The sequence below is a fragment of the Enterococcus sp. DIV2384 genome (genome assembly GCF_050534975.1).
Lineage (GTDB): Bacteria > Bacillota > Bacilli > Lactobacillales > Enterococcaceae > Enterococcus > Enterococcus faecalis.
This window is the reverse complement of sequence record NZ_CP172905.1, coordinates 1,273,195-1,290,786: the sequence shown is the minus strand read 5'-3', so window position 1 is coordinate 1,290,786 and position 17,592 is coordinate 1,273,195. Positions and strand designations below refer to the sequence as shown.

Here is a 17,592-nt window from a genome sequence, read left to right as displayed (position 1 = left end):
TTTTATTGAGAAATGCCTAATCCAGCTGCTTCTCCTAATTCCAATAATGGTTTTGCTTCTAAGGATACGCCCCCAGTTACGGGCGCAGTTTCTAAACCGAATGTCGCATCTAAATCTGCTCGTGTGATATTCTTTTGAGCAGCAGCTAAATGGGCAGCAGCCGTGATGCCAATGGTTGTTTCTTCCGCCATGCAACCAATCATGCATTCGATGCCTGCTGTTTCACAAATCTGATTAATTTTCAGCGCTTCATGAATGCCGCCACACTTCATTAATTTTATATTGATAACATCGACTGTGCCTTTTTTAACTAATTCCAACGCATCTTGAGCATCAAAACAGCTTTCATCAGCCATAATTGTCGTATTAACTTGTGAAGTAACGTATTTTAGACCTTCTAAATCGCGTCTTTTAACTGGCTGTTCCACTAATTCAATTTGATAATCTGCTAATTCTTGAATCGCTTTAACTGCATCTTTGGGCGTCCAAGCCTGATTCGCATCTAAGCGGAGCTTGATATCAAAGCCAACTGCTTCACGAATCGCTTTTACTCTTGCGATATCAGCTTCAATTCCTGTTCCGACTTTAATTTTTAATGTATCAAAACCTAGTTTGACTTTTTCGACGGCTTTTTGTGCCATCACATTTGGTTCATCAATACCTAGTGTAATATCCGTTATTACTTGGTTATCATAGCCGCCTAACAATTGATAAAGAGGCAGTTGAGCTTTCTGACCCATCAAATCATAACAAGCAATATCGATTGCTGCTTTTGCCGCTGGAGCGAAAGCAGATATTTTATCCATCACTTCATGAATTTTCTCAATATTAAAGGGGTTTAAGCCAATGATTGCTTGGCCAAATAATTCGATCGTTTCAAGCGTGCCAGCCAACGTTTCACCGGTAATAAAAATGCCTGGCCCTCCTTCTCCATATCCAATAAGTCCCTCTTCTGTTTCAATTTCCACAATTGCACTATCCGCGGATTCAATCGTCCCCAAAGCGATTGTAAATGTTTCTTTCAGCTTGATTTTTGATGCCCTAACATGTACCTGCTTAATTTTCATAAAATCCTCCCTTTGATATTTTCAATTGACTGAAAATTCAGTTTTTTAAAAATATCCAAAAATTAAATTTAGATTGTTATCGATCATTCTAAACTCATTGTTTTCTAATGTCAACAAAATAATGAGATTTTGATTAAAATAAAATGAATTTCGAATTTTATGAGCTTTTTTAGTAAATCAGTAAATTCCATGACATGTGAGATACTTCTCATTTACAAACATTCTTAAAAAAGGTATGATAGTAAAGAGGCAACTTGCAAAGGAGTAGAAGACGAATGAGTGAACAACCTCAACAACGTTCAACCGAAGAAGTTGAAGCAATTAAAGAAGATATTTTAACTGCATTAGAAACAGTGATTGACCCTGAATTAGGCATCGATATTGTTAATTTAGGACTAATTTATGAAGTTGAATTTGCAGAAGAAACTGGTGATACTGTCATCAAAATGACCTTAACCACAATGGGTTGTCCGTTAGCAGATGTTTTAACAGAACAAATCCATGGTGTTTTAAAAGATATTCCTGAAGTGAATAATATCGAAGTAAAATTAGTCTGGTACCCTGCTTGGACAACGGATAAAATGAGCCGTTACGCACGAATTGCTTTGGGTATTCGCTAGTTATTTCGAGACTAATGATAAAAACCGCCTGAAAGAACTGACTGATTAGTTTTTTTATGTGGTTTTTTGTTTAGCTAATAGTTTGCTAGTCCAACTTTTATTATTTTTCTTTTTAAGCACTTAAATTTAGCTAAACGAGTCAGGCAAAAAAAAGACATGGAATCATGAAAATCCATGTCTTTTTTAGTCGGATGTTGTTTTTACTGCAGGACAGTTTTCTTCCAAAAATTCAAAAATACTACTGTAATAATTTTCAGGTTCGTAGACACTTGAAGATAAATGTGGTGCTTTAGCAACAATGAGACCTTTTTTTATCCCCTGAGTTGCCGCTAAATTTTCTTCAAACATTGTCATTGGAACAAAGCGATCACCTGTACCGTGAATAAAGAATGTGGGCAACGTATTTTTGTGTAATTGTCTCACGGAAGAAGCGGTTTTCAATTGAAAGCCATAGTTATTTAATGCTAATTGATTAGCAATTGTTAAAATAGGAAAAGCGGGTAAATGAAAAGATTCATGTAGGACATATTTAAATTCATCATAAACAGAAGTGTAGCCACAATCCACTATTAATCCGCGGACATTCGTTGGTAACTTTTCACCACTTGCCATCATGACAGTAGCCGCTCCCATGGAACCGCCCACTAAAATAATTTCTGCTTCCATATCAATGGCAAGAACTTCACTAAGCCAACTTAATAAATCTAACCGATCCAGCCATCCCATCCCAATTTTATTACCTGAACTTTTCCCGTGCGCACGCAAATCGGGAACTAAAACATTGTAGCCTTCTTCTGCAAAACGTAATGCAGTATATGCCATATCGCGTTTTCCGTTTGAACGATAACCATGCACACAAATCGCCCAACGATGGTTATCTGGATAAGGAATAAAGCACCGTGCATACAATGTTTCATCTTTAATTTTCAACCAACGATCTTCAGCAAAAGACTCTGTCCAAAAAGCTTCGCCTTCTTGTTTTTGTTGTTCTTCTATTTTTGTATATCTTGTTTCACGTTCTTGAAAATTATCAGGATTTAATAACCGATGCCCTTTTTTATGATACCAAGGGTTGTCTTTAAGCAACGCAATTTTCAAAAAATAATTGGCAATGTAAACAGAAAAAACAACGCCAATCATTGCAAAAATGATCAGTAACCCGAGGAGCCATTTCATCTGCAAATCACACCCTCTTCTAAAGTATTTCCTTCTTCATTTAATATACTATGGATTTTTCATTTCTGAAAGAAATCACCCTTACATTTTGTTATTTTTTGAAAAAAAGCAGCCGGCTCAAAAAGAGGCGGCTACTTTTAATCTATCAACAATCCAACGTTGTCATATCTTCATATGTCTCACGGCGAGCAACTAATTTTGCTTGTCCATCTTCGACAAAAACCACCGCTGGTCGAGGATTTCGGTTGTAATTACTTGCCATTGAATAACCGTAAGCCCCCGTACTACTAATGGCCAATAAATCCCCTGCTTTAACTTCTGGCAATAAAATATCTCGAAGTAAGACATCTCCTGATTCGCAATATTTACCAACCACTGTGACTTTCTTGATTGAATCATGCCCATCACGATTCGCTAGAAATCCATCATAAACCGCTTGATACAAAGCAGGCCGTATATTATCACCCATGCCACCATCTACGGAAACAAAATGACGAACACCAGGAACCTCTTTTTGCGCGCCAACTGTATATATCGTTGTGCCCGCTTCGGCAATTAAACTGCGGCCTGGTTCAATCCAAAGCTCAGGCAGTGGATACCCTAATTGTTCACAATGACCTTTCAAGGAATAAACAATTTTTTCAACAAATGTTGCTGGTGCTAATGGCTCATCTTGCTGCGTGTACTGCACACCAAAACCACCACCCATATTTAAAACACGTGCTGTAAATTGATGGACTTGCCGCCAGTCTTCTAAAATAGTGAACATTTTTTCAACAGCAGCTAAAAAGCCTTCCACAGCAAAAATTTGCGAGCCAATATGGCAATGGACCCCTTGCACATCAAAAGAGGGATTTGATAAAAGGCGAACGAGCGCTTCTGTTGCCTGGCCACTTGCAACATCAAAACCAAATTTTGAATCTTCTTGGCCTGTCAAAATGTAATCATGTGTTTCTGCATCCACACCAGGACTCACCCGAAAAAGAACTTTTTGTGTTTGGTTTCGTGTAGCTAATAATTCTTCCAACAAGTCAATTTCGTAAAAATTATCAATGACAATTGTACCTATTTTGTTATCCAAAGCATAACGTAATTCTTCAGGGGTTTTATTATTTCCATGGAACTCAATTTCCGCTGGCTCCATGCCCCCTTTTAAAGCTGTGAATAGTTCTCCACCAGAGACAACATCACAAGCAATATCTTCTTCCTTTAACACTTGATAAATAGCTAAACAACTAAATGCTTTACTTGCATAAACCACTTTATTTTTTATACCTAATTGATTTAACGTTTGTTTAAAACCACGTGCCTGCGCGCGAATATGAGCGACATCATAAACAAATAACGGCGTCCCGAATTTTTGCGCCAACTTTACGGTGTCACAACCACCGACTTCTAAATGATTTTCCCGATTCATTTTTGCTGTACCAAATAACATGTTTTCCCGCCCCTTCATTTTGTTTTATTAAAAATCATAGCATAAAACCCAGTAGCTTCCTATAATTTTCCACATTTTTCTCTGACTTTCTCCTGTTGCTTTTTTTCGCCAAATAGCCTACAATAATTGGCATACGAATAAAAAACCTTTATTATCAATACTTTAATCTTTTAAATCAAAATTGGTATATACGAAAAAGAAAGAAGGCAGATGACTTGGCTACACTGAACCGCAATCAACAAATTGAAGAAATTATTAATTTGGAAGCAATTTTGAATTTACCGAAAGGAACAGAACATTTTGTCAGTGATTTACATGGTGAATTTGAAGCTTTTGACCATATTTTAAGAAATGGTTCTGGGCGAATCCGAGAAAAAGTTCAATTTTTATTTAAACAAGAATTAAATGCCCATCAGATGGACGAGCTTTGTTTTATTATCTACTATCCAGAAGAAAAATTAACACTTTTAGAAAATGAAAGCGCCCTCTCTTATGAATGGTGGCTATTAACGATTCGCCGTCTGGTTGAAATCGTCCGTTCTTCTTCGATGAAGTACACACGTTCTAAAGTTCGCAAAGCCCTTCCTGAAACCTATGGGTATATTCTCGAAGAATTGATTTATCAATATGATGAAACAACAACCAAAAACGGTTACTATCAACAAATTATTGAAAAAATTATTTTACTAGGTGAAGCCAAACGTTTCGTAACAGAATTAGCTTATCTAATCCAACGTCTGATTATCGATCACCTACATGTTATTGGGGATATCTATGACCGGGGGCCAGCACCAGATAAAATTATGGACCGATTAATGTCCTATCACTCCTTGGATATTCAACTAGGCAATCATGATATGATTTGGCTGGCTGCTTATAGTGGTTCACTGGCTTGTTTAGCCAATGTAGTACGTATTTGTGCTCGCTATGGAAATTTAGATTTGTTAGAAGAACGTTATGCTATCGATTTAACCGCCTTAAAAAAATTTAGTTTAGAAACGTATAAAGAAAATCCTGCTTTTGCACCCAAGAAAAATCCCTATCGTGCGTTAACTGAAGATGAAAAACAAGTAGCGATGCGTGTGCAACAAGCCATTGCCATTATTCAAGAAAAACTAGAAGGCCAAATTATTGGTCGACGCCCTGATTTTAACTTGGCACATCGGCTACGCCTAGATAAGATTCAAGGGGAAACTATTACTTTTGACGAATGTCGTTATACATTAATTAACAGCTGTTTCCAAACCGTTTCTGAAGAGCAGCCTTACCAATTAACACGTGAGGAAAAACAGATAATTGATGATTTATTAACGCAATTTCAGTCTTCACCGCGGTTAACAAAACACATGCGCTTTCTAATGGAAAAAGCCTCTCTTTACCTTGTGTATAATCAAAATTTATTGATCCACGGCTGTCTGCCTCTGAATGCGGACGGTACTTTTCAAGCTTATACATTTAAAGGCCACTCCTATTCAGGAAAAGCTTTAGTTGACTTCTTTCAGGAAATGTTAGAAGAAGCTTATGCTCAGCCTGCTAGCACAGATGACTATGCAACAGATTGTTTATGGTATCTTTGGTGTGGCGAAGGTTCCTCATTATTTGGTAAACGAGCTATGAAAACCTTCGAGCGTTATTTTCTCGCTGAAAAAGAAACACATTACGAAGAAAAGAATCCTTATTACTCTTTGCGTGATACGGTTGAAGTTTGTGAAAGAATCCTAGATGAATTTGAAGTGACTGGTGAAAATCGACATATCATTAATGGCCATACACCAGTTAAACGAACAAAAGGCGAATCGCCAATCAAAGCAAATGGCACGCTTCTCGTAATTGACGGCGGCTTTTCAAAATCTTATCAGACAATTACTGGAATTGCTGGTTATACATTGTTGTACAACTCGTTTGGTTTACAACTGACCGCGCATAAATCTTTTTCTAGTAAAGAAACAGCCATTTTAAATAATCAAGACATTCATTCCATCAAACAAGTCATCGATCGTCCCTTACAGCGGCTATTGGTGAAAGATACCACTATCGGCAAAGAGCTATTAAAGCAATCGCAAGCACTCCAAAAACAAATGAAACAAAACCAGTAGTGCCGTTAAAAAGACGCTTGCGCTCTTATCCGAAAAATGATTAAATGGAGGAGTTGAGAAAAATATCTATTAGAGAAACGGAAAGGGTTTTACATTGAAGAAACAGCAACTCTCACTATACGGCACCATTTTCTTTCTTTGCTTTTTCCTAATTGTGGGCTTCTTCTTCTCAAGTCGTGGCGAAGATTATGCCAAAGAATCTGAACAAAAAGTTACAATTGATTCCGCCAAACATGAGAAGCATACGAAAGACAAGGAAGAAAATAATTCAGCAAATACAGTATTTTTTGATAAAATAAATGACCTGCTCGTCGCTTCTGTCAAAGAATTTGAAGGAACGGTCGGGATTAGTTATTTAGATTTAGAAACTGGCGAACAACGTTCCGTGAATGGCCAACATGAATTTTATACAGCTAGTACTATTAAAGTGCCACTGACGATGTTAGTCGCCGACACGGTTGCTTCTGGTCAAAAAAAATGGACAGACCTGATTCCCTATAACGCCGAAGAAGATTATGAAGAAGGAACTGGGATCATTGCCTATAATATCCAACCAGAATATCCATTAAAAACGTTACAAGAATATGCCATCACCTATTCTGATAATATCGCTAAAAATATGCTCTATGACACATTGGGTGGTGATGCAAAAGCAAAACGAGAAATGTATCAGCGTTATTTGCACAAGACACCTTCGATTGAAGAGCCACAATTTTCTTCTGAAGATGCGCTTGTTATTCTACAAAAATTATATACTGAAAAAGCAACAAAACCAGATTACCAAGCGATTTATGATTCTATGAAACAAAGTGTTTTCCATGAAAGAATGGAAACTCCCACAACTCAAGGAAAAGTTGCTCATAAAATTGGTTCCTATGATGAATTTATTCATGATATGGGGATTTTAGAAACACCTCACCCCTTTGCTTTAGCAATTTTTACTAAAGGACCTGATAATGCTAAGAGTGCTGCGTTTATTGCTTCAGTGACAGATAAGCTATGGCAATTACAGGTGTCTGAATATCCTAATGATAACAGTTAAGAAAATACCCTTGGTTTATTAAGACGACTTAATAAACCAAGGGTATTTTTTTATTGTTTGTTATCATTATCCATTTGTACAGACAACAACTTCGTAAAACGTTCTGCCAACATTTGGTGGGCATCAATTTTTTTGGTTCCTTGTGCTTTTGCTGCAAAACTAGCAAAGTTTAAGCCGGCCCCAAATAGTTGTAACGCACCGTTGCCTAAATCTCCCTTTTTAAGAGCTTCAAGCCCATCTTCGATAAATTGGTTACTTTCATCTAAATGACACTCAGGAAGATATTTCACGCCGTGATGATATCGTTTTACATTCAGAATGATTTGCTTCGCGGCTTCTTCTGAAATAGCCGCTCCCAAGTTTAACAGTAGCTCATTGATTGGTTCCACCAAGCGAGCATAGTCACTTTCGTACTTTTGACAATTCAGTGCAATCGCTTTGCGGCGTTCTTCATTTTTCATTTTTTCCACTCCCTTTTTTATTAAAAACGAGCACGAAAGCTACCAACTGGCTTCGCACTCGTTCTTTCTAACCACTAATTTTCTTTGTTCATGCTTTTAATTTTAATTAGACGCGTAATTTCGCCACGTTCATTTTCTTCTAATTTCATTTGAATGTAGTAAATTGTTTCTTCTAATTGTGGAATCGTCATATACTCTAAGGCGTTGACACGACGACGCGTTTTTTCAATTTCTTTTGATAATAATTGGCACGTCTTTTCAACATTTGCAAGTGCTAATAATTTCGGTAAAATGCTTGAAATTTTAGCAAAAGCTTGATCAAGCTCGCTGTTTGAATTCACGTAGCCATAATCTAAGGGTGCTTCTTGAACCGATTCATCGTAATCAAAAATCATTTTAGGAACTGGCACACTTAAGATGTTCTGTTCAATAATTTCTAATTCAACTTTTTCAGCTGGAATTGCCACTAACTCTTCAATAAAGGCTTCGTTCAACGTTGCGTTTGCCAATACAAAATTTGATAACGCATCCGTCACTTCTTGTTCAACCTGAATACGTAACTCATTGTTTTCTTTGACTAGCGCAATAAACCGTCGCATCAATTCATCTTGTTTGTCTTTCAGCAACTTATGACCTCTCGTGGCCGTAGTTAACTGTTTTTTCAATCGGGAAAGTTCCATACGGGTTGGATTAACATTTAATCGAGCCATTTTTCTACTTCCCTTCAGTTAAATATTGATCGAGCATATCCTCTTTAATTCGTTTTAGTTCTGTTCTCGGTAGCATACTTAATAGTTCCCACCCAAGATCTAACGTTTCTTCAATCGAACGGTTTGTGTCGAATCCTTGATTGACATATTCTTCTTCAAAACGTTGGGCAAAAGCTGAGTAAATTTTATCGACATCGGAAAGAGCTGATTCTCCTAAAATGACAGCTAATTCTTTGGCTTGTTTCCCTTGTGCATAGGCTGAGAACAATTGATTCATCGTTGCTGCGTGATCCCCGCGCGTTTTGCCTTCCCCAGTTCCTTTGTCTTTAAGACGGGAAAGTGATGGCAAGACATCAATTGGTGGTTGAATACCGCTCTTATATAGTTCCCGGGACAAGATAATTTGCCCTTCTGTAATATAACCAGTTAAATCGGGAATTGGATGTGTTTTATCCTCCTCTGGCATTGTTAAAATAGGAATCTGTGTTACGGAACCTTTTGAGCCACGAATTCGGCCCGCCCGTTCATACAACGTTGCTAAGTTCGTGTAAAGATAACCTGGGTAACCACGACGTCCTGGAACTTCACGGCGTGCTGCTGAAATTTCTCGCAACGCTTCGCAATAATTGGTCATATCCGTCATGATAACTAAGACATGCATGCCCTTTTCATAAGCTAAATATTCAGCGGCTGTCAAAGCCATTCTAGGTGTTGCAATCCGTTCAATGGCTGGATCATTCGCTAAGTTCATAAACAAGACTGAACGATCAATTGCGCCTGTTTGACGGAAATCTTCCATAAAATATTCCGCTTCTTCAAAGGTAATCCCAATGGCCGCAAAAACTACGGCAAATTCTTCTTCACTATTTAACACGTTGGCTTGTCTGGCAATTTGTGCCGCTAATTCTTTATGAGGTAAGCCAGATGCTGAAAAAACAGGTAATTTTTGACCACGAACTAAGGTATTTAAATGGTCAATCGCTGAAATCCCTGTTTGGATGAACTCATCGGGATAATCACGAGCGACTGGATTGATAACTTCGCCGTTAATATCTAATTTTTTCTCAGGTAATAATTCTGGTCCATTATCTTTTAAGCGACCTAAGCCGTCAAAAACGCGCCCCATCATATCTGGTGAAACCCCTAATTCTAAAGGATGTCCCAGAAAGCGAACTTTTGAATCACGAATATTGATGTTACTCGTTCCTTCAAATATTTGGACCATCGCTTTATCTCCATTGATTTCTAAAACTTGCCCTTGGCGAATTTCGCCATTTTGCATGCGTACTTCAATTAATTCTTCGTACTTTACGCCTGCCACTTTTTCAACAATCATCAGAGGACCAACGACTTCATTGATTGTGCGATATTCTTTAATCATTCGTCATTCCTCCTTCAGCAATGATTTCTTTTATCGTTGTTTTAATTTCTGCTTGTAAACGATCCAATTTTTCTAATTCTTCTTCTGGTAAATACTTGCTACGAGCAATGCGATCACGGATTTCAACTGTTCCCGCCATTAACTCAGAGAAATAAGTGCCTAAACTTAAGGCTTTTTGACCTTCTTCACCAAAAGTTAGAATCAATTGCAACATTTTCGCTTGTTTGGATCGAGAAGTGAACGTATCTACGTCATCAAAAGCATTTTGTTGCAAATAGTCTTCCCGTAATGATTTGGCTGTTTCCAACGTTAAACGGTCTTTATCCGACAAGGAATCAATCCCAACCAAACGAACAATTTCTTCCAATTGAGATTCCTCTTGTAAAATCCGCATCCCTTCAGCTACCATAGCGGCCCAGTTTCCTTGCAATTCCAAGTCTAAATATTGCCCTACTTCTGTGGAGTAAAGAGAATAACTTTGCAACCAGTTAATAGAAGGAAAATGACGTTTTTGTGCTAATTGAGAATCTAAGCCCCAGAATACTTTAACAACGCGTAACGTATTTTGTGTGACAGGTTCTGATATGTCCCCACCAGATGGCGAAACCGCACTAATCGCCGTAATGCTTCCTTCACGATGATCTTTTCCTAACGCGATGACTTGCCCTGCTCGTTCATAATATTCAGCTAAGCGACTACCTAAATAGGCTGGATAGCCTTCATCACCAGGCATTTCTTCTAACCGACCACTCATTTCTCGTAACGCTTCTGCCCAACGAGAAGTAGAATCCGCCATAATTGCGACTGAGTAACCCATATCACGGAAATATTCTGCAATGGTAATCCCTGTATAAATCGAGGCTTCCCGTGCCGCTACCGGCATATTTGACGTATTCGCAATTAAAATCGTCCGATTCATCAAAGACTCACCAGTTGTTGGATCAATTAATTCTGGAAATTCATTTAAAACATCTGTCATTTCATTCCCGCGTTCCCCACAACCAACGTAAACGACTAAGTCGACATCGGCCCACTTGGCAATTTGGTGCTGAACGACTGTTTTTCCAGCGCCAAATGGTCCTGGAACTGCTGCCGCTCCGCCTTTCGTAATTGGGAAAAAGGTATCAATTACGCGTTGTCCGGTCACCATCGGTACTTTGGGACTTAGTTTTTCTAAAATGGGACGTCCCCGCCGAACGGGCCATTTTTGCATCATGCTAAAACTTTCCGTTCCTTTAGCCGTTTTCACTGAGTAAACTGTTTCATCAATGGCAAAGTCACCTGCTTTAATTTCGACAATCGTTCCTGAAACGCCGAAAGGCACCATAATTTTATGTTGAATAATCGGTGTTTCTTGAACCACACCGACGATGTCACCTGCCGACACTTCTTCACCAACTGCCACAGTCGGTTCAAACGTCCATTTTTTCTCACGATCTAATGCATCAATTTTAACGCCACGGCCTAAAAAGTTACTGTGGGTTACTTCTTGAAATGTATCCAATGGTCGTTGAATACCATCAAACATTTCGGCAATTAAACCTGGGGCTAATTCAACAGATAATGGTTCTCCTGTTGAAATAACTGGTTCTCCTGGTCCAATGCCTGTTGTTTCTTCATATACTTGAATCGAAGCGACGTCGCCTCGCATTTCAATAATCTCTCCGATAACGCCTAAATCTCCCACATGACAAATGTCTTGGATACTAGCATCTGACATGTTTTCAGCTAAAATCAAAGGACCTGAAACTTTGACAATTTTTCCAATTTGCACGCTCATTCTCCTTTGCATTATAAAATATTTTGTCCAATTGCTTTTTCAACATTTTTTTCAATCTCACTTAAACCGATTCCGATTGTACCATTATGACTTGGGATTAAAATAATCGCTGGTGTCACTTGTTCTTTGTATCGTTCAATCGTTTCTTCTGCTAAAGTAGAGGCTTCTTCCGTTATGAAAATGACCCCAAACTTATTTTTTGCCATAGTTTCAATGGCTTCTCTAACTTGCATTTCTGAAATGGCATGATGGACCTCAAAGCCAAACAGTTTAAATGGTAAGATTGAATTTTTGTCTCCAATGACACCAATTTTATACCCCATTGACTTTTCGCATCCTTTCTCGAATTTTTTCATTTGAAAACCCACTATGTTTTCCGACCAAAATTAAACGCAAATTTTTCCATTCAACTTCTTTCGCATTCAAAAAGGCTAGTAATGGGAGCGGCCCAAAAGCAACCGTCCGACCGTTTTCATACATTGAGGTCAGGTAATCATCTTTGAGTTTTTCAAAAGCCAATAAATTTAATTCATTGGTTTCTTTATTGATAATCTTTTCTAATAGTTGTCCGTAATTCGTTGTTCTGACAAATGCTGTAAATTCTACAAGTGACTTTTCCGCATAGGTCAACAGCTCTTTCTTTGAGAGACTGCCAGCGCTAGAAAGCACGGTTGATAAAAAGTTACTGTTTTGATGTTGAACAATCCCTCTAGCCATCGTTGATAGATTGGTTAAATCAATAAAAGCGATGACTTCCTTCGTTAACTCTTCATAGCCCAATTCATCCGCTAATTTTCGCTGTTGCTGTAAAAATGCTCGATCATAAAGGATATCAATTGCTTGCGGCAAACCGCCTTCTTCCAGATAGGCAAAAACATCACGAATCACTTCTAACAACGCTGGTTCAAGTTCGGAAGAGTTTTTTGTATGAATGGCACTTTTGACTGTGTTTAGAGAATAACGACCATCTTCTAAATAAAGATAATCAAAATCTTTACCTGTTCGCTCAGCTTTCGTCAAAATTTTCAAGTTATGGAAGGTAAAACGCATCGTATACAACGTTACTACAGCTGGTTCTGGAGCCATTTCATATAACCAGCGATAAAGACTTCCCAGCGCTTCAGAAGAATGGTAGTCAAATTTTTCTTCAAAAGTTTCGGTTAAATAAGGTTGATAAACCGTACTTTTTAACATATTTTTAACGTCTTCAACTGTTTCCGCTTCTAAAAGTTGTTGAAACTGTTGCTCAGAAAGCAGCTCCGTTTCTTTTAAACGAATCAGCGGATTAATTTGATGATACGTTGGTTTTCTCATGCTACGTCCTCCCTTCTTAACTGAAAAGTTTTTCTGCTACTTTAAAGCCTTCTGTTTTTTGAATCTCTTCAACTAATGCTGAAAAGAGAAAATTATAATCCAAACCGTCTTTTGCAACGATAAAGCCACTTTCTTTTGGAACAACTTCCTCTGAAAGCTCCCATTGAACAGTAGCATCAGAAAGGGCGGTCAGCCATTCTTGCGTCACCTTCGTTTGAGAATACTCGCCTAAAAGAATGGTTGCTTTTCCTGTTAATTCAAGTGAACCTAATTGTGCTTTCATGAATTGTTGAAATTCTTCCGCTGACCATTCACTCATCTTTAAGACCACTTCGTCAAATAATTGGTTAAGATATGCTTGTTTTTTATTTAATGCATCCTGACGAATTTCTAATGTTTGCCGTTGTTGGCGTTGTTTAAATTCTTTTAATAATTGTTGTTGTCGTTTTTCTATTTCATGTTCTTGCTTCAGCAAAATTTCTTGTTGTGCTGCTTGGAATTCTTGATCGATGCGCGTTTGTTCACTGGTGACATAGGCTTCGACTTCTTGCTTTCCTTGTTGCTTAATTTCACTGATGATTTTTTCAATGGCATCCATCCATCTGCCTCCTCAATTATTTGACGTTCAATACAAGTAAGAAGGAAATTACGAACCCTAAGATGGCATAAGTTTCAACCATGGCAGCATAGATAATTCCTTTTGTTGCATGTTCTGGTTTCTTCGCTAAAATTTGGATCCCCGCAGCGGCTACACGACCTTGGGCAATCCCAGAGAACAATCCTGCAAAAGCAATTGGTAAAGCTGCTACAAAATAGTTCAATCCTTGAACCATACTCATATCGTTTCCTAAGTTAATATAAATTAAGAAAGCAATAACGAAACCGTATAGTCCTTGTGTACCTGGTAATAACTGTAAAATTAACGCTTGACCAAATTTTTCTGGCTGCTCCGTCGTTAAAGCTGCTGCTGCTTCCCCAGTAAAGCCAACCCCTTTGGCTGATCCAATCCCAGCAAAAATTGTCGCCATTGCCATTCCTAATACTGCAAAAACAATTCCACCATTATTATTAATTAAGTAATCCATCATCTCTATTTTCCTCCAATAAATAATTTTCTATTTTTTCTCAACATTGACATACTTTTCTTTTGTTTTTAGCGGATTAAACGCCCGGCCACCGCCTGTGTAAAATTTTCCAAAGAACTCAACATATTGCAAACGTGCGCCATGAACATAAGCACCTAATAACGATAAGAATATGTTTAACGCATGTAAAACAATTAACAGCAAGATGCCCACGCTAAAACGGGCAACTGGCGGCATGAACTCTACGAGCATATTAAACGCTGAAGCAATACTTCCCCCAGCAATTCCTAACGCCATCAAACGTGTATAACTAACTAAATCACCGACATAACCTGTCACACCGTATAGTCCATACAGTCCTTTGGCTAAGCCTTTTAATTTGGCCTTCGATTGAATCATTGGAATCACAATAATTGCAATGGCAGAAAGGCTAGCTAAAATCGCACCTGCTGTAAATAAGCCTTCATTTTTAACCACTAATTTACCAACGACTAACAATGCTAAACCAAACAAAATCCCTAACCAAGCGTAACTTTCGTTAATACTATCTAAATAGCGCTTTTGTTTTGATAACTGAATCCCATTGATCATTAAACCGACAACCAATTGAATAAACCCAAAAATAACCGATAAAATAAGAATCGTATTTACATCTTCGGTCGTTGATAAAATCGGAAATGGTGATTTGATTCCAAACATTGTTGGCGGTAATGCTGCACCAAAAAACGAACCGTAAATGAAGCCCCAAATAATTGTTGGAAATGATAAAATCAAGAAAAAGTCGGCAAAACGTTTCATGCCTCTCGGTAAAACAAATGCTTTCAGAGCAATAATAGACAAGAGTAGCATCAGTAAGCCATAGCCAATATCCGCTACCATCATGCCAAAAAAGACTAGATAAAACGGCATCATCGCAGGTGTCGGATCAACTTCTTCATATTTTGGTAAGCTATACATCTCTGTTAACATTTCAAACGGCTGCACCAATTTATTATTCGCTAGTTTAACTGGTATATCCGTCTCAATTTCCGCCTTCGTAGGATTTTCAAAAGTAAGAGCTATTTCGTCCTTAGGAACTTTTTCTTCAATCGCTGTCAAAATCTCGGCTTTTTCTTCGACCGGAATCCACGTTTGCAAGATGAAAAATGATGAAGCATTTAACAAATGTTGACGTGCTTGTTCTCTTTGGATAACCGCCAATAAGACTTCTTCAGCCAAACAAAACGTTTCATAAAAATCATGATAAGAAGCCAGTTGTTGCTTTAAGGCTTTTTCTTCTTTTTGTAAAATTTCATATCGTTCTTTGACTTGTTGATATGCCTCTTTAGGTGGAACATCATAACGGTATTGGAGTGGTTCAAAACTATATTGGTTTAATAACTCGGTTACACTCTGCTGATGTTCCTTCAGGTAAACGAGTGTAAAGTAACTATGATGCATACTTTGATAAATTTCTTCAAAATAAACCGTTGGCCATTGAGACAAAGCGCTCAAGAAACTGGCTTTATTGGCTAGATTTATCGAACCATGAACGACATAACTACTTTTTAACTGTTGTTTATGCGGTAAAATATCCAGATATTGCCAGCGGCCTAATAATTCTTCTTCGGCTTCTAACCCTTGACGATCCGTTTGAATTTGTTTCAAAGATTCTTGAATATTCTTTAATTCCGTCAAATAGCTTTGTAATGTTTTTTCATCAAAGGTTTGTTCCAACTCTTCTAAGGTATAGACTTTTCTTTTTATCTTTAAGCCTTTTCCTGAAGAGCGTGTCAAAAATAAAAGAAGCTCTTGCAATTGTTGTAGCATCGTTTCATATTTACGTAGCTGTTCAGTTGACTGTTCTGCTTGTAAAAAAGAATATTGACTCTTTAAGGCTTGTTCTTCTTCAGGCGAATGAAAAATCCGTTTTACTTCGACAATTTGCAAGCCTTGAATGGCTTGTAGAATTGCTGCTTCTTTTTCGGCAGCGGCAATTATTGTCATTTTTTCCATTTTACTAACTGCCATAAACGTCTTTCACCCTCTCAATAATTGAATCAATGACTTGTTCTTTGTTCGCTTCGTAACGTTCGTGAAGCGCTTGTTCAGTGCGCTTTGTTTCATCTAAAAGTTGTTCTTTTTCAAGTTGTAACATCTTTTCTTGCGTTGCTAGTGAATCCGTCAGCACTTTTTCAACAGCTTCTTCACTCTCTTGACGTAGTTCAGCTAAACGTTCTTGCTTCTGTTCTTCATATAAACGACAATTCATCTTAGCTTGTTGCCGATGCTCTTCCACCGCATCTTCCGCTGCCTTGATTTGCTCTAGTACTTCTTGTACCATTGTCTCCACCTCCTTAGTTTTTACACCTTTAGCATATAAGAAAAAGGACTAGCGAAATAGAGATACGCTCAGCCCTTTTGTTTTAGGTATGCAAAAAGGCGCAAACTCAAAAATTGTTCTTCTCACCCCTTGAAGAACTGAATCCTTGAAGCTTTCGCCCAACCATTCTTTATTCAATACTCTACCATCTTAGCAAAGTTTTTCGCAAAATTCAATACTTACCCAAATGAATTAAAATAACAAATTTTCACTTTTATAATAGGTAATAAAAAGGCATTATTTTTTTCGCTTTATAATTATTGATCTTGAATTTTTTTCACATAGATGTGCTATACTTACGTAAACAATTAAATTTATTTGGAGGGGTCTCTGATGAATATACGATATATTTCAATCTCTGGTAATACACGCTCATTTGTTCAACGTTTAACAACTTATGCTGAAGAGCAACATCAGCAAAACGAAAAAAATCCTACGATTACTTTCAAAGAAATTTCGGAAAATTCTCCGTTAGAAGTAGAAACAGAACCATTTTTTACCTTTGTGCCTACCTATTTAGATGGTGGCGATGGCATCAACAACGGCAATACCGAAATTTTAACAGAAGTCATGCGAGAATATCTTGCTTTTGAAAATAATTATCGTTATTGCTCTGGCGTGGTGGGCAGCGGCAATAAAAACTTTAATCACCAATACTGCCTGACAGCTAAACAGTATGCGGAACAATTTAACTTTCCCTTCTTAGCTGACTATGAATTAAGAGGCACCCAAGCGGATATTGAACGAATTTATGCTATTTTAAAGGAAAACCAATAAGCAAGTTTCATTACTAAAAAGCTCACCTATGATAGACTACATTTTGAGGTGAAGAAAAATGAGAAATACATGGTTAGCAGAACAACTTCAGTCAATCAGCGAAGAACCCAATTCTTTTATTATCGAGGAAACCATCAAATATATTGAACAATTAGAAGATGATAATGAAAGTCTTCAAGTTGCATTGGAAGGAACCATTTGGAGTCCTAAAAAATGGAACGAACCTTTGGAAAAATAATTTAAACAGAAGAAAAGAGCCAGAAACACTTACGTTTCTGGCTCT

At 37.7% G+C, this 17,592-nt stretch carries 18 protein-coding genes and 1 other annotated feature; of the genes, 5 read left to right on the top strand and 13 right to left on the bottom strand.

Features of this window, described 5'->3' with window-relative positions:
* Positions 1 to 2: 2 nt before the first annotated feature.
* The gene (locus IGK54_RS06330; protein ID WP_010777623.1) at positions 3 to 1,067 is read right to left on the bottom strand and encodes a dipeptide epimerase; all 1,065 of its coding nucleotides are present in this window, start codon (positions 1,065 to 1,067) and stop codon (positions 3 to 5) included.
* A gap of 275 nt (positions 1,068 to 1,342) precedes the next feature.
* On the opposite strand from IGK54_RS06330, the gene IGK54_RS06325 reads away from it, so the two are divergent.
* Positions 1,343 to 1,687, top strand: a complete 345-nt coding sequence (locus tag IGK54_RS06325) for a metal-sulfur cluster assembly factor (protein ID WP_002357660.1) — start codon at positions 1,343 to 1,345, stop codon at positions 1,685 to 1,687.
* Positions 1,688 to 1,870: 183 nt separating this feature from the next.
* Here IGK54_RS06325 and IGK54_RS06320 read toward each other — a convergent pair whose 3' ends face one another.
* Positions 1,871 to 2,863 (bottom strand): alpha/beta hydrolase, encoded by a 993-nt coding sequence (locus IGK54_RS06320; protein ID WP_015543720.1) that lies wholly within the window; start codon positions 2,861 to 2,863, stop codon positions 1,871 to 1,873.
* Positions 2,864 to 3,008: 145 nt separating this feature from the next.
* Positions 3,009 to 4,319 (bottom strand): diaminopimelate decarboxylase, encoded by a 1,311-nt coding sequence (gene lysA, locus IGK54_RS06315; protein ID WP_025190726.1) that lies wholly within the window; start codon positions 4,317 to 4,319, stop codon positions 3,009 to 3,011.
* A gap of 197 nt (positions 4,320 to 4,516) precedes the next feature.
* Between lysA and IGK54_RS06310 the strand changes: the two genes are divergently transcribed.
* Complete coding sequence (locus IGK54_RS06310) at positions 4,517 to 6,397, top strand: fructose-bisphosphatase class III (protein ID WP_010777620.1); 1,881 nt, start codon at positions 4,517 to 4,519, stop codon at positions 6,395 to 6,397.
* Between the two features lie 154 nt (positions 6,398 to 6,551).
* On the top strand, positions 6,552 to 7,439 hold the full coding sequence (locus IGK54_RS06305) for a serine hydrolase (RefSeq protein ID WP_025189843.1): 888 nt from the start codon (positions 6,552 to 6,554) through the stop codon (positions 7,437 to 7,439).
* 50 nt (positions 7,440 to 7,489) lie between these two features.
* Here the strand turns inward: IGK54_RS06305 and IGK54_RS06300 are convergent, their stop codons facing one another.
* The 10 genes from IGK54_RS06300 to IGK54_RS06255 form a co-directional block, all read right to left on the bottom strand.
* Entirely contained in the window at positions 7,490 to 7,900 is a 411-nt protein-coding gene (locus IGK54_RS06300) for a hypothetical protein (RefSeq protein ID WP_002388088.1), read from the bottom strand.
* 74 nt (positions 7,901 to 7,974) lie between these two features.
* Entirely contained in the window at positions 7,975 to 8,610 is a 636-nt protein-coding gene (locus IGK54_RS06295) for a V-type ATP synthase subunit D (protein WP_002357673.1), read from the bottom strand.
* Positions 8,611 to 8,614: 4 nt separating this feature from the next.
* A complete protein-coding gene (locus IGK54_RS06290; RefSeq protein WP_142957169.1) occupies positions 8,615 to 9,991 on the bottom strand; it encodes a V-type ATP synthase subunit B in 1,377 nt (458 codons plus the stop codon).
* The gene (locus IGK54_RS06285; protein WP_185938076.1) at positions 9,984 to 11,765 is read right to left on the bottom strand and encodes a V-type ATP synthase subunit A; all 1,782 of its coding nucleotides are present in this window, start codon (positions 11,763 to 11,765) and stop codon (positions 9,984 to 9,986) included. The genes IGK54_RS06290 and IGK54_RS06285 overlap by 8 nt, the downstream gene beginning before the upstream one ends.
* A 17-nt stretch (positions 11,766 to 11,782) precedes the next feature.
* Entirely contained in the window at positions 11,783 to 12,094 is a 312-nt protein-coding gene (locus IGK54_RS06280) for a V-type ATP synthase subunit F (protein WP_002357676.1), read from the bottom strand.
* Complete coding sequence (locus IGK54_RS06275) at positions 12,084 to 13,085, bottom strand: V-type ATPase subunit (protein ID WP_002363908.1); 1,002 nt, start codon at positions 13,083 to 13,085, stop codon at positions 12,084 to 12,086. The genes IGK54_RS06280 and IGK54_RS06275 overlap by 11 nt, the downstream gene beginning before the upstream one ends.
* 16 nt (positions 13,086 to 13,101) lie before the next feature.
* Positions 13,102 to 13,683: a V-type ATP synthase subunit E gene (locus IGK54_RS06270; RefSeq protein ID WP_002365627.1), complete on the bottom strand. Its 582-nt coding sequence runs from the start codon at positions 13,681 to 13,683 to the stop codon at positions 13,102 to 13,104.
* 16 nt (positions 13,684 to 13,699) lie between these two features.
* Positions 13,700 to 14,173 (bottom strand): V-type ATP synthase subunit K, encoded by a 474-nt coding sequence (locus IGK54_RS06265; protein WP_002363905.1) that lies wholly within the window; start codon positions 14,171 to 14,173, stop codon positions 13,700 to 13,702.
* 27 nt (positions 14,174 to 14,200) lie between these two features.
* Positions 14,201 to 16,180 carry a V-type ATP synthase subunit I gene (locus IGK54_RS06260; protein WP_033595230.1) on the bottom strand — a complete coding sequence of 660 codons (1,980 nt, stop codon included), beginning with the start codon at positions 16,178 to 16,180 and terminating at the stop codon, positions 14,201 to 14,203.
* Entirely contained in the window at positions 16,170 to 16,493 is a 324-nt protein-coding gene (locus IGK54_RS06255) for a V-type ATPase subunit F (protein WP_002381927.1), read from the bottom strand. The genes IGK54_RS06260 and IGK54_RS06255 overlap by 11 nt, the downstream gene beginning before the upstream one ends.
* 116 nt (positions 16,494 to 16,609) lie before the next feature.
* Positions 16,610 to 16,657, bottom strand: a sequence feature (sodium ion sensor (DUF1646 type); this cis-regulatory element may regulate processes involved in with the transportation of sodium ions).
* Between the two features lie 208 nt (positions 16,658 to 16,865).
* Between IGK54_RS06255 and nrdI the strand changes: the two genes are divergently transcribed.
* Both nrdI and IGK54_RS06245 read left to right on the top strand, forming a co-directional pair.
* The gene (gene nrdI, locus IGK54_RS06250; RefSeq protein ID WP_002389303.1) at positions 16,866 to 17,309 is read left to right on the top strand and encodes a class Ib ribonucleoside-diphosphate reductase assembly flavoprotein NrdI; all 444 of its coding nucleotides are present in this window, start codon (positions 16,866 to 16,868) and stop codon (positions 17,307 to 17,309) included.
* Positions 17,310 to 17,367: 58 nt separating this feature from the next.
* Complete coding sequence (locus IGK54_RS06245; protein WP_002357684.1) at positions 17,368 to 17,547, top strand: hypothetical protein; 180 nt, start codon at positions 17,368 to 17,370, stop codon at positions 17,545 to 17,547.
* Positions 17,548 to 17,592 lie beyond the last annotated feature (45 nt).